Here is a 13,449-nt window from a genome sequence, read left to right as displayed (position 1 = left end):
ATAAGGCTGTGCAGTAACTCAATACTGTACAGCCTTATTTTAGATTTACTTATAATTTTCTAAGGGAACCGTAGTTATACATTTGATAATTTTAAAAATTTTTTATGAGTTTGGCTACTCACCATATAGACAAACTATGCATAGTATGTAATAGATATGAAAGCAAGCTTTACATTATAGGCTAAAGACTTGTTATATCTAATTTGAATAATATATTTTTGAGAAGCCTAAACTTTAAGGGGGAAATATATAATGGAACGTACACCTAATCAACAATTTTGTGGCAAGGTAGATGCTGAAACATTAACATTATGTTCAGGAACTAATATAGTACCAAGTGGAACAAGTGATCCTGTAGTAGCTAAAATACCTGTTGTTTTAGCAGAGAGAACCATTCAAATAGATGTGGAAGCGGATATATGTTTACAGTATCCTTTCTATGATATAAAAAGAATTAAAAAAGATATATTTTTAACTCAATGTAAATTGATATTAACTACAGAAAGTACAAATACGGGAAAATTATTCTTAGAAGGATATGTTAGAAAGAACATCGAATATACAACAGCTGATTGTGTAGACTGTGATGTAGTTAGTGGAAGAGTGCAGCATACAACAGTAGATGTTCCTTTTAGATGTGTAACTGAAGTTGAATATAGTACACCACCAGTATTCTGTACTAGAAGACCTGCAGAAGAAATAGAATTAATTTGCGATAAAGGCTGTGGAAGTTGTAAGTGTGGAGAAGAAACATTAGGAGTATTACCATGCGAACAAAACTTTATAGACAATATTTGCTATACAGAAAAACCTTATTGTGAATTAGAAGAAGCAAGAATTTACGAAGCAGATATTCATAAGAATAGATTTGATAAAGTACCAGGTTCTCCTTACAATAAGATTACTGAAAAAATGGTTATTTATTTAAGATTAAAAGTATTACAAAATCAACAAGTAAATATTAATGGAGTTCTTGGCTAATCTGTAGAGAATAGTGCTTAAAAATAATTGTATATAATCTAACTAAAATGAGCTGGTCTTTTAGGACTTAGCTCATTTTTTAAAAAGTATTTTTAATTATTTGAATTTAAATTCCAATTACCTATGATCTGAATATAATAAAATAAAGCATAAGTAATTTAAAGGGGTACTTGCAGTGAATACGTATAATGACTGTTTAAATAATAATATATGTGTATTTTTAAAACTACTTATTATAATACAAGTTTTAAAAATATATTGCTATAAAGGTGAAACAAGATATTGTAATATAAGTAAAGTAGATAAAAAAAGAGATATAAAAGACAAAAAAGATGTAAAGAATGTAAGAGATGTAAAGGATAAAGTTAGTAAAAGTAGTTTAAAGCCAACAGAGGTATGTGACAAAGCATATAATAAAACACACAAAGCAACATATATAGATACAAAAAAATTAGCTAATAATATAAGTGAAGACAAGGATAATAGTTCTATAAAAAATAAATGCGAAAATGAAAAAGATGATAGGGGTAATTCTATTAAAGATGAAATTTATGTAGAGAAATGTGATGGTAATAGTTTAATAGAGAATAAAGTAAAAGATAATATGAAATCTAATATTAATATGGAAAGAAACATTAAAGGTAAAATCCCTATTATTATATCAGAAAAAAATGTTTTTGTGCCAGTAGAAACATCATTAGACCTAGAAGAAAATGCATTAGAAATCAAAGAAATATATAATAATGTGTATTTAAATGAGAGTACATTAATACCAATAGAAGTTAAAAAGAAAGATTTAAAATATAATACAGGAAAGCTTTTTTTAAAAGGATTTATTAGAAATTGTATCCAGTATTCTACAGTAACATCTATAGATGATATAAAAATTAAAGGTGAGATTAAACATTGTATTAATTATATTCCATTTAAATGTACAACTTTAATTAATTACAATAATAGTCCTAAATTAACAGAACAACATAATATAGAAAATCTAGTAATAACGAATCCTACTAAATTTAAACTAGATGAATATATTTATAAGACTAAACGCAATGAGCCTATATATTGTAATTTAATAAAAGTAAAAATATTTACTAATAGAGAATGTTGTAATAAAAGGTTATTACATGATAAATTCCCTATGGAATCAACTTTTTCAATGATAAAAGAGAAAATGATGGTACAGTTGGTATTGCAACTAATTCAAAAGCAAGATATTAATATTAATTGTTTAAGAACTTAGAGATATATTCATATTGTATTATAATTTCCTAGAATATAGATAGATATTTTAAATTAGTAAGTAATTCATATAAAATTTCGGTTTATAGGTTAAGCTTTAGGTGGAGTTTTAAACTCCACCTAAAGCCAAGAATCTTATTTATATAACATAGTAAAATTTATATCTTTATAATAGGTATTTAATATTGTTTTAAAATCTATATTTTTTTTACTAAGGCACATTGCACCGTATTGACTCATTCCTACTCCATGACCATAGCCACCACCGTAAATAGTAAAATAATCTTCAGTAACTTCTATTGAAAAGAATGATGAGGGAAGAGTAAACCAATTATCAATAAATTTTTCGTTTTGTAAATATATTTTAGGAGGAGAAGTAGATTTAAAGCTTCTTCTTATAAAAGAATCATTTTTTACATTTACTATAGCATTATCAAATAAAAATGATATTTCTATAATATTTCCACCATCGCTTCTACTTAATACTTGTATATTTTTTAAATTTTTTAGTTTTTTAGGAAATCGTTTTAATTTTTTATTAGAATTATTGTTTTTAAATAAGGTTATATAATCAGGGGAATTATTTTTTATTTGCTTTAGATTATAGTTTAAATTATCTTCAAGAGTTTTTTTATCGAAACTTACATTCCATCTAAAGTAAGGGGAGTTTTTATCATAGGCATCAATATCTTTATTTTTGTAAAATTTTAACCAACCCTGTTCAGTAGAAGGAAGAGTAGTATTATCGTTAAAAAACACATTTGTTTTTAAGTATGGCTTTACGTCACTTGAACCATCACTTTTAAACCAAATATCTTGATAATTAACGCTAGTACCACAAGAGGTGGAGTAATATTTAGCATCAATTGGTATGGAATTATAAGTCATTATTATACCAGCGGTTTCTCTCACAGCTTTATTTGAGATGTTTTGAGGGAGAATATTATTGTAAACTTGACATTTGGTACTGTCATCTACATGAAATCCTAAAGTGCTATATCGGTTTGAAAGCATATCTGATATTGCATAAGTTCTTGCAGCAATGGCTTGACATTTTAAAGCCTCTATACCACCCCAAACAGGCATTTCAGAAGGTACTACTTTGGTTAAATATTCTTCAACTTTAACTTCGTTTATTATAATTAATCCTTTTTCTGATGGGTATAATTCTAAGATACCATTAAAACTTGGATTGAAGGCAGGAGAGCCTCGCTTTATATTAGCTATTTTTATATTTCCTCCACTTATATATAATCTATTCTTGCTTATTACAGGGTTTTCGTTAAAATAAATGTTGATCTTACCTTTTGAAAATTTGAATTTAATGGTATAATGTTTAGGAATGTCCAAATGGATATTTTCAGTTTTATTATATATTTTCCCAGGAGAATTAAACTGAAGATATATCTCTTTATGATATATAGAAGTAAAGTTATTATCAGAAATACCGACTCTTATATTAGAATAATCTTTCATAGGATATATTACAAAAGTTTTCAATTCATTTTTATTAAAAAAAGACTTTACATTATTTTTCCCAACTATTATATCTTTGCTTGTAGCTATATTTATATTATTATTTTCATCTATTTTATAAAATGAAGGATTTTTAGATAAATTTATTGAACCAATATGTTCCAATTCATATTTTTTGGATGTTTTTCTTAGTATCCTATTAGAAGATGGAGTTGCTACTTGGCAATGGTATACTTTAAAACAATTAAATTTAAAATCTGCTACTGTATATTTTGGAAGATTTGAGTTTTTAAATTTAATTTTTTTTATTTTATTATTGGTGTATATAAGAGTGTAGTTGGGTGTGGAGTCTAGTATAATAGCATGAGTTATTTTACGTGGAAATAATAAAGTCACTATAATGATACTAAAAAAAATACTAACTATTAAAAAAGGTTTTTTCATATAATTTACCTCATTTACATACTAAAAATTTAACTATATACTTAAATTATATCAACATGTTTGTAAAGATATTACTAATAGGAGGAGTATAATATAAGTATTAACAAATAGTAAAAAGTAATGTATAATAATTAATAAATATACTTAATTAATAATGATTTTAAATTAGGGGAGGAGTACAATGAAAGGGACAGTAGTTGCTACTTGGATTAAAACTTGTAGAAAACTTTATAATGATGACGTTGTAGACAGAGCTATGAGTTCTATTGGATGGAAGAATAGTAAGATATTTAGTCCAATAGAAAATATTGATGATGATGATGTAAAAAAGGTAATGTCATATATATCAAAGGATATAAATATTAGTGTAGGTCAGTTATGGAGAAGTATAGGAAAAGATAATATACAGTCGTTTTTTAATGATTTCCCTTCGTTTTTTGAGCATGAGAATTTATACTCATTTTTTAGATCTTTATATGATATTCATTTAGAAATGGTCAAAAAGTTTCCAGGAGCAAAACCACCACTAATAAGCATAGAACCAATATCAGATAGAAAAGCTATTTTTACATATAAATCAAATAGAGAAATGTTTGATTATGCTTTTGGACTTATTGATGGAAGTGCAGAGTTCTTCAAAGAAAAATTGGACATAAAAGAGATAGAAAGAAAATCAGGATTCTTAAAACTTGAATTTAACTTTGAAAAAGATATTTATTATAAAAAAGTCTATAATTTTAACAAATTATTATCTTTTGGTTTTGTAAAAAGTATTCCTGCAAAAGTTGGAATATTTACAATAATAATATCAATTATTAGTAATATATTTTTAATAGGAGTGAAAAATATACCAGCATTTTTATTAGCAACTATAATTCCTCCAATAGCATCTGCTTTAGCAGTATCTTTGCTTATGAAACCTAAAGATTTAATAAAAGAAGAAATAAAAATAATTAATAGTAATAATTATACAGAAGAAAAAAGAATAGTTACAGGGGACTTTTTTGAAGATATATTTGAACTTTTAAAAGATCATAGGAAGGTAATTAGAGCTGATTTTACTAATTTTAAAGGTGTTACAGATGAAATGAATACATTTGTAGCAAATATTAATAATATATCCGATTCTATGAAGGCAACTTCAGAAGATATTTCTGGAGTAGTAGAGCAAATGGCAGATGGAGCTGTAAGCCAAGCTGAAATGACTCAAGAAGCAGCTTCTGCATTAAATAATAATGTTGAAACTTTAAAAAATATTGTAGATAGTGAAAATAATAATAAACAAGAACTTGAAAAGGCTGTCCATAAAATCAATAACAGCTATGAAAATGTAGAAAATTCAAGTAAGAATATTTATCAAACTTTACAAAAATTCCAAGAGGTAAAGAATAAAGGAATAGAATTAGAAGAAAAGGCTAAAAATATTAATAATATAGTTTCTATAGTTTCTGGGATTTCTGAGCAAACAAATCTTTTAGCGTTAAATGCCTCTATTGAGGCCGCTCGTGCAGGAGAAGCAGGAAGAGGATTTACTGTTGTGGCTGAGGAAGTAAGAGAACTTGCAGAGGAAACACAAGATGCCGTTAAAGATATAAATCAAAATTTAGCAGAATTTGTAAGTGAAATAAAGCTCTTAGTAGAAAAAATAGGAAATCAATATAATGTATTGGAAAATGAGACAATAAGTTTAGAAAAGGTTAGAGACATAAGTTTAGATGCAGCTAATTCTATTCAAGAAGTATCTTCAACAATGATAAAAACGATAAATGATTTGGATAAAGAATCTGGATATATTCTAAAAATTTCTGATAATATAGAATCATTATCAGCTATCGCAGAAGAAAACTCTGCATCTTCGGAAGAAGTAAGTGCTAGTGTATCAAGTTACACTAGTGAAATAAAAAATCTAATAGGAAATATATCCAATTTCAAGAAAACGACTGAAGAATTTAAAAATGAGCTTAGCAAGTATAAGATTTAATGAAGTATAATCAATAATTTGCCAGGAGGGTTGATATGCAACGTGAGTGGGAAGAAAGTGATTATCAAATACGAAATATTATAAAAAAAGGTATCTTAATGGCTACTATTCCTGTTACAAGCATCTTATACCCAACGTTAAATGTATATAGAGAAGATATAAATGTTATGAAAATGCCCATAGATAATATTATTTCATTTAATAAGTATTTTGTTATACCATATGTGGGGTGGTATGCTTATATATTCTTCTTCTTGCTTTTGCTTTGTATATTAGATTCTGATGAGTACTTTAAATTACTGATAACTTTGAATGTAGGAATATTGATTTGTTATGTAATTTATTATTTTTATCCTACCTATGTTGCAAGGCCTATTATTGAAGATAAAGATATTTTTAGTAGACTAGTGCTATGGGTATATGGAAGAGATAATCCTTATAATTGTATGCCAAGTATACATGTATTAAATTCTATGTTAGTTTTGTTGTTTGTAAATAATTCTAGTAAAATTAGTTCGTCTTTTAAGATGACAACGGATATAATAACTATTTTAATAAGTTTGTCTACTATGTTTATAAAGCAACACTATTTTATAGATGTTATAGTATCTATAGGATTATCATTAAGTTTATTTTATTCAATGAACTGGATATGGAAACTTATTAAGGATAAAAGGAAAAAGGCGAAAATTTAATATAATTGTTAAGAGAAAAAAGCTTAAAGAGTTAAAGATAAACCAAGGAATTTTAATGGTTTTCTTTAACTCTTTATTTTAATGAATAGATTTTTGTTTAAAATAAAATATAATACATTGTATTATAAAAACAAAACTTATGGCCCCAAAAGCAGGATATACATATGTTATTAGATTTACAAATCCAAGTTGTGATATGGGTAGTGCTAATAAAATAATAATAATAACTGCTTTTTTATAAGGAATGTTAAATACATTTTCTATAGTTTTGCCTAAACTATAGATATCAGAAACTTCAGTAGAAAACATTTCTAACCACATTACACAAAGTAGCATTATTTGAATTAGTTTGCCAAAACGATCTGCAACATATAAAAGAGGAATGTCATATTGAAATATATTTGGAATATTAAGCATTAGCATAAGATTAATCATAAATGCTATTACAGTAAGTATTATGGAGCCTAAGAGAACTCCAAACTTTAAAGGAGTTTTTGATTTTATTTCTGAGCTTAAAGGAACTAGTACACCACTACAGGATATTATGTTGAAACCTGCATATAAAAGTGCAGAAATAAACCAATTATACTTTGAGTCAGCTATATTCATTATGTATGGAATATTTACCATATCTTTTGATAAGCTTATAAATAAAATAAATATAGTTGTTATAATTATTATTAAACAAGGAACTATAAATGAATTTATTTCTAATAGACCCTCTGTATCCTTTAGTAGTATATATATAGAAAGACAACACATTAATATTATGCCTATCCATTTAGATACATGAAAAAACTGACTTATCAAGGCTCCACTTCCAGCTAGAATTATTGCGGAACCACTTAAAAGAAAAATACTTGTTAATATATCCGTTACTTGTCCTAAGAATCCAGGACTTACTAATCTAATGAATTCATTATAGGAATTTAAGTTATACTTAGTACTTATATGTATTATTATAAATCCCATAATTACATAAATTAACATGCATATTAGTAAGCCTATAAAGCTTTTACAACCATATCTTGAAAAGAATAAGGTTATTTCCTCACCAGAAGCAAGACCGGCACCTACTATAGTGCCAATAAATACGGCAGCTAATTGAAAAGTTAAACTTAAATATTTTTTCATGTAATACCCCCATAAAATTGATAATAAGGTTCTTTTTATAAATATATATAAATTAATAAAAATAATGATTGTATAAATTAATTTTTTATTTAGTGGCAAAATAAAAGTAAAAAATAAAGTTATTTATGGATAGGTGATAAACAATATGAAAAAATATATTAGGTATATGTCAACTATATTAATATTATTTAGTTTTATGGCATGTGGACAAAAAAAGGTTGAGGATGTTAAAGAAAAGGATAATTTTGATATGAAGATGGCTAATTTAACTGTAGAAAATTATGTAAAATTTACTAAAAATCAACAGTATGAACAAGCTAACAAACTTGTAAGTGATAGTGTTAAAATAAACAAACAAGATTTAACTGAAAATGGATTAAAAATAACTGGATACAAGATATTGGAAATGAATGAGTCAAATGAAGGAGGAAATTTTAAAATACAAGTTATTAAAAGTAATGAAGGTAAACCAGAAACATTAATAACAGAATCAGAAATACTTGTAAAAAAAGAAGGAATTGATTATAAAATAAATAAAATAAATACTAATATAAAGAAAGAAATTTTTTATAATGATGGGATGCTTCGTTTAAGAAAAGAAAATGAAGTTGATACTAGTCTAGTAACGGATATGCAAGGACTTCCTAAATATGCCTATTCAAAAGATGATAAAGCAAAGATGAAGATGCAGATAGTACCTAAGACAAATTTTGGCATTATAGAATTTGGGTATGAAGGGACTAGTGTAGCGATGACTACTTTTGATAGTGATACTTTTGTTAGTATTTTAATTTTAGATGATACTATGACAACTCAAGGAAATAATTCTAATCCACAAGATCAACAAGGTGCTGGAGGGCAGAAGGAGAAGGCTGGAGGAAAAGTTTTAAAAGAAGTACCTATAGGTAAGAAAGTTACGTCATGCGATATATTAACTAATTCTAAGGTAGAGTTTATGCGATTTTCTCTCGACGAAAAGTACTTAGCTATTCAGTATATTGCTAATGATAATAGCAAAAGAGCTATTAGGCTTTATGATACTTCAAATGGTGATATGATACCTGTCATTTTTGAAGAGGAATATCCTTTAAATAAAGTTCAAGTTATTTTACAAGAATTCCAAAATGAAAAAATGAAGTATAAAGTAATACCTAAGAGTGAGAATGATAAGAATAATGATTATATTGGTGAGTGGGAAATGGACTTAAAAGAGTTAAAATTAAAGAAATTAAGTAAGTAATTTATATGAAGTGGTTTTGTTATAAAGGTGTCTATAGTGTATAATGGCTAGAGACACTTTTACATATTTAAAGGAGAAAATTATGAAAAAAACTTGGGGAGATAAAAGATATCATTCTTTAAATTATTTTTTGAGAAATAAATTTAAAGAGAAGGTATTTAAAATATCATTAGATGCGGGTTTTTCATGTCCAAATAGAGATGGGACTATAAGTTATGGAGGATGTATTTATTGTAGCGAGAGAGGTTCAGGAGATTTTGCAGGAGACAGAAATTTTTCTATTTCTAGTCAATTTGAAGATATTAAATTGATGATGAATAAAAAGTGGAAAAATGGAAAATACATAGCTTATTTTCAAGCTTATACAAATACTTATGATAGTATTGATAGATTAAAGGAGAGATATGATGAAGCAGTAAGGCAAGAGGGAGTTGTGGCTTTAGCTATTGCTACTAGGCCTGATTGCTTGAGTGAAGAGGTTATAGAATTAATAAGTTCTTATACTGATAAAGTATATACATGGGTTGAATTAGGTCTTCAAACAGCCAATGAGGAAATAGCAAAATTAATAAATAGAGGATATACTTTAGACGTTTTTGAAGATGCTTTATTAAGACTAAGAAAAAGAAATATTGATGTTGTTGTACACACTATTTTAGGGCTTCCAGAAGAAGAGGAAGAAGATATAATAAATACTATAAAATATCTATCACATAAAGATATACAGGGAATTAAACTACATCTTCTTCATTTACTTAAGGGAACTCCTTTAGTTAAATTGTATGAAGAAGGCAGATTGACATTTTTTAGTCAAGAACAATATATAGATTTAATTTGCAAGATTATAACACTTCTTCCACAAGATATGGTTATACATAGATTAACAGGAGATGCTCCAAGAAGTCTTTTAATTGAGCCTGTGTGGAGTTTGAAAAAATGGGAAATATTAAATAATATAGATAGTAAATTGGAAGAAGAAGACTTGTATCAAGGTAAGTGTTATAAATAATATAATTAAAGAGTTTTAATTATATTATAATGAAGAAACTTGCACATATAATAAAATAATGAAGAAAACTTATTTTTATATATGCAAGTTTTTGATTAAATTAAATAGCTTTAATTAATTCTGAATACTCATAGATATATTTATCGGCTGTGTTTATTATATCTTTTTCTTGATTTTTAGAATATTCATCATGTATTCCTATTACCTTCATGCCAGCGGATTTGGCACCCATTACAGCAGGTAAAATATCTTCAAAAACAATACATTCTTCTGGTTTTACTCCAAGCTTTTCAGCTGTCAAGAGGTAAACATCAGGAAACTGTTTGCCTCGAGAAACTTCATCGGTGGTTGTGATCGCATCAAAATATTCATATATACCATTTACTTTTAAGCCAGTTTCAAGGAGTAGTGTACAATTACTCGTAGCAAGAGCTATTTTTATCCCAGCAGATTTTAATATATCTAGATATTTTTTGGCTCCATATTTTAATTTAACATTTATCTTATATTCCTCAAAAGCCATATCGTTCCATTCAGTCATAATTTCTTGGATACTTTCTTCTAAATGAAATGTTTCTTTAAAATACATAGCAGTTTGTTCAAAAGACAAATGCTCTATTTTTGATTTTAAGTCCTTTGGACACTCTAAACTCCTTTTTTTTAGGAAATCTATATCTATTTTTGTCCAAACCCACATAGAATCTATTAAAGTACCATCCATATCGAAAATAGCGGCCTTTATATTATTTAACATATAATATTCACCCCTTATTTAGTGATGTATCTAAAAATTTCATATAAAAATATATACCAAAAATGAGCAAAAACTTCCTAAAAACATTCCTGCTAATACATCAGTAGGATAATGAACTCCTAGATATATTCTAGATATGCCAACTATAAAAGCAAGCCCAATATAAATAATTGCATGGTTATGATAAAACAGCGATGTTGTAATAGCTATTGAAAAAGCAGCGGTAGTATGGCCAGAAGGAAATGAGTGTTTATCTATTCCTATCTTTTTTATGTTTAAATTAGTTACTTTTAAAAAAGGACGTATCCTACTAACAGAAGTTTTTATTACCTGAACCATTGCCGAACTAAAAGCCAGAGTTATACAAGTATTTATTCCTAAATTGTGAATGGTTCTGTTAGGATATATTATAGCAAATATACAGAATAAAATCGAAAATACCAGAGAACCTAAATAGGTAATAGGAGTCATTATAAAATCTAAAATTTTACAGCTTAGTGAATTATTTATTGATTTTAAAATAGCAATATCTTTTTTTTCAATTCTTTCTAAAAAAGTATTCAAAGAGATAGTCCACCCCCATGTAATATAAGTAATACTATTCTAACATAAGATTTTAAGTTGTAATATATAAAATTAGTATTATTTTAATTTTACATAATAAGTATTAATATTATGTTTAGGTTATTTTAAAAATAGGTTAAAATTATAAACTTCGTTTAAAAATCTTGACTTTTTCTTTTATAAATAAATCTTCAACAGAATTAATACCTATTTGTTTAAACACTTTATCGATACACTCATTATCTAAAGAAATTTTAACTTCTGAATTCTCAGCAAATGCATCGACTAGTTCCTGGCCTTTTTCTCTATCAATATTTACCTTAGGACCGCCAACGCAGCCTTTAATACAACCCATTCCTTCTATAAAATTAGCATCAATCTCTTTTTTTTGTAGTTTATCAAGTATGTCTCTACATTCTTTAATGCCATCTCCTTTTATTGTTTTCAAAAATTTAGATTTCTCCGGAAAAAGGCGATGGATTGCTTCAGTGATTGCTATAGAAACTCCACCAGTACGGGCGTATATTCTACCTTCTCTTGAAGCATATTCTGTTGAAACATCTTCCTTAAGATTTTTAGGATTTATGTTTAGGGTATTAAATATGTCTTTAAGTTCTTGAAATGTTAAAACATAATCTATAATACCTAATAGATCCTTTTCTTTTGCTTCAGCTTTTTTTGCAATGCAAGGTCCGATAAAAACAACTTTACAATTAGGGTTTAAGGTTTTTAAAACTTTTCCAGAGGCAATCATAGGGGACACAGAAGGAGAGACATGATCCAATAGATTGTTGTATATTTTTCGTAACATACCTATCCACATAGGACAACAACAGGAGGTAATCATGAAATCATCTTTGGTTTTTACAAGATGATTAAATTCAACAGCTTCCTTAATGGTTAGCATATCTGCAAAAAATGCAACTTCAACCATATCTGTAAAACCAAGTCGTTTAAAAGCTGCTCTAAGTTGATGAATAGTTACACCTTCTCCAAATTGACCTATTATTGAAGGTGCAACTGCAGCAATTACTGTAGTTTTTTTATTTAATAAGTTCACAAGAGGCATAAATTCTACTTTATCAACAATACTGCCTGTTGGGCACGCTTCTACACAAAAGCCACAGTCAGTACATTTATCATTACTAATATAAGTTTTATGTGTATGTTTATCTAAAAGTATTGCATTAAAGGGACAAGATTTCTGACAAAGAGTTTTACCAGTAGAATCTGCACAATCCATAGAACAGTCTTTTATTTTATGAACCACTTTATGGTGTATCTCATAATTAGCGATAGCATGTTTTAAATTTTCAATATAATTATCATCATATTTCACATCTACTCCACAAAGAGAAGAAACTAGGTTGCTTAAGTAATTTTTGTCAATGGAATCATCTGATATTAAGGTGAAAATAGTTTCTTCAAAATTTTCTTTATAATAGGCTTTTATTAAAGATCTAAATAGTTCTTTATAATTGGTATTCATGGAACTCTCTTCCTTTCAAATAAGTAATTATTAGATAAAATTTCAGCACTAAGTTTATTTTGGACAATAGAAGAGAAGTATATACCAATTACTTTAGAAGAGGGGGAAGGTATTAATAAGGTTAAATATATAATAAAGGTATGCGTTCTTCATTTTTAATTACCTAGATTTCGTACAAATATAAAGATTATATTTTCATATAATTACCTGTTAATATTATTCAATATATTCCATAGTCGCCCAGATTTTTAGGCGGAGCCTTCTGGAATAATTCCACAGAATTAAATTTGACAACACTAAAGAAAAGTAGAAGTCCATTTACTGTTTTGGATAATATTACATTAATTAATTTATTGTATTTAACTTCATATATTAAATTTTAATTGTATATATTTAGGGGTATAGAGTGCGTTAGCAATTAGTTTTGCCAGTTTTGT

General features: G+C 26.9%; 11 protein-coding genes. 6 read left to right on the top strand and 5 right to left on the bottom strand.

The features are described from left to right. Positions 1-252 precede the first annotated feature (252 nt). The gene (locus OW729_RS05205) at positions 253-981 is read left to right on the top strand and encodes a CsxC family protein (protein ID WP_268060418.1); all 729 of its coding nucleotides are present in this window, start codon (positions 253-255) and stop codon (positions 979-981) included. Positions 982-1,156: 175 nt separating this feature from the next. Next, a complete protein-coding gene (locus OW729_RS05200) occupies positions 1,157-2,227 on the top strand; it encodes a DUF7852 domain-containing protein (RefSeq protein WP_268060417.1) in 1,071 nt (356 codons plus the stop codon). 134 nt (positions 2,228-2,361) lie between these two features. Here the strand turns inward: OW729_RS05200 and OW729_RS05195 are convergent, their stop codons facing one another. Beyond that, a complete protein-coding gene (locus tag OW729_RS05195; protein ID WP_268060416.1) occupies positions 2,362-4,146 on the bottom strand; it encodes a SpoIID/LytB domain-containing protein in 1,785 nt (594 codons plus the stop codon). 181 nt (positions 4,147-4,327) lie between these two features. On the opposite strand from OW729_RS05195, the gene OW729_RS05190 reads away from it, so the two are divergent. Both OW729_RS05190 and OW729_RS05185 read left to right on the top strand, forming a co-directional pair. Beyond that, a complete protein-coding gene (locus OW729_RS05190) occupies positions 4,328-6,127 on the top strand; it encodes a heme NO-binding domain-containing protein (RefSeq protein ID WP_268060415.1) in 1,800 nt (599 codons plus the stop codon). 35 nt (positions 6,128-6,162) lie between these two features. Further along, positions 6,163-6,822, top strand: a complete 660-nt coding sequence (locus tag OW729_RS05185) for a phosphatase PAP2 family protein (protein ID WP_268060414.1) — start codon at positions 6,163-6,165, stop codon at positions 6,820-6,822. Between the two features lie 78 nt (positions 6,823-6,900). Here OW729_RS05185 and OW729_RS05180 read toward each other — a convergent pair whose 3' ends face one another. Next, positions 6,901-7,956 carry a YkvI family membrane protein gene (locus OW729_RS05180; RefSeq protein WP_268060413.1) on the bottom strand — a complete coding sequence of 352 codons (1,056 nt, stop codon included), beginning with the start codon at positions 7,954-7,956 and terminating at the stop codon, positions 6,901-6,903. Between the two features lie 145 nt (positions 7,957-8,101). Between OW729_RS05180 and OW729_RS05175 the strand changes: the two genes are divergently transcribed. Further along, positions 8,102-9,196: a hypothetical protein gene (locus OW729_RS05175; RefSeq protein ID WP_268060411.1), complete on the top strand. Its 1,095-nt coding sequence runs from the start codon at positions 8,102-8,104 to the stop codon at positions 9,194-9,196. Between the two features lie 82 nt (positions 9,197-9,278). Beyond that, complete coding sequence (locus tag OW729_RS05170) at positions 9,279-10,205, top strand: TIGR01212 family radical SAM protein (protein ID WP_268060410.1); 927 nt, start codon at positions 9,279-9,281, stop codon at positions 10,203-10,205. A 100-nt stretch (positions 10,206-10,305) separates the two neighbouring features. Here the strand turns inward: OW729_RS05170 and OW729_RS05165 are convergent, their stop codons facing one another. The 3 genes from OW729_RS05165 to OW729_RS05155 all read right to left on the bottom strand — a co-directional run bounded on the left by OW729_RS05165 (position 10,306) and on the right by OW729_RS05155 (position 13,012). Continuing rightward, positions 10,306-10,959, bottom strand: a complete 654-nt coding sequence (locus tag OW729_RS05165; RefSeq protein WP_268060409.1) for an HAD family hydrolase — start codon at positions 10,957-10,959, stop codon at positions 10,306-10,308. A gap of 39 nt (positions 10,960-10,998) precedes the next feature. After that, a complete protein-coding gene (locus tag OW729_RS05160) occupies positions 10,999-11,523 on the bottom strand; it encodes a phosphatase PAP2 family protein (RefSeq protein WP_268060408.1) in 525 nt (174 codons plus the stop codon). 142 nt (positions 11,524-11,665) lie between these two features. Next, the gene (locus OW729_RS05155; protein ID WP_268060407.1) at positions 11,666-13,012 is read right to left on the bottom strand and encodes a [Fe-Fe] hydrogenase large subunit C-terminal domain-containing protein; all 1,347 of its coding nucleotides are present in this window, start codon (positions 13,010-13,012) and stop codon (positions 11,666-11,668) included. Positions 13,013-13,449 lie beyond the last annotated feature (437 nt).

The sequence above is a fragment of the Clostridium brassicae genome, assembly GCF_026738875.1.
In the GTDB taxonomy this organism is placed as follows: domain Bacteria; phylum Bacillota; class Clostridia; order Clostridiales; family Clostridiaceae; genus Clostridium_H; species Clostridium_H brassicae.
Note: the sequence above shows the minus strand (reverse complement) of the source record. Positions and strands in the feature narration are given on the sequence as shown.

Coding starts and splice junctions, on each gene's coding strand:
- OW729_RS05205 (WP_268060418.1), top strand. CDS start 253: ATGGAACGTACACCTAATCAACAATTTTGTGGCAAGGTAGATGCTGAA.
- OW729_RS05195 (WP_268060416.1), bottom strand. CDS start 4,146: ATGAAAAAACCTTTTTTAATAGTTAGTATTTTTTTTAGTATCATTATA.
- OW729_RS05190 (WP_268060415.1), top strand. CDS start 4,328: ATGAAAGGGACAGTAGTTGCTACTTGGATTAAAACTTGTAGAAAACTT.
- OW729_RS05185 (WP_268060414.1), top strand. CDS start 6,163: ATGCAACGTGAGTGGGAAGAAAGTGATTATCAAATACGAAATATTATA.
- OW729_RS05180 (WP_268060413.1), bottom strand. CDS start 7,956: ATGAAAAAATATTTAAGTTTAACTTTTCAATTAGCTGCCGTATTTATT.
- OW729_RS05175 (WP_268060411.1), top strand. CDS start 8,102: ATGAAAAAATATATTAGGTATATGTCAACTATATTAATATTATTTAGT.
- OW729_RS05170 (WP_268060410.1), top strand. CDS start 9,279: ATGAAAAAAACTTGGGGAGATAAAAGATATCATTCTTTAAATTATTTT.
- OW729_RS05165 (WP_268060409.1), bottom strand. CDS start 10,959: ATGTTAAATAATATAAAGGCCGCTATTTTCGATATGGATGGTACTTTA.
- OW729_RS05155 (WP_268060407.1), bottom strand. CDS start 13,012: ATGAATACCAATTATAAAGAACTATTTAGATCTTTAATAAAAGCCTAT.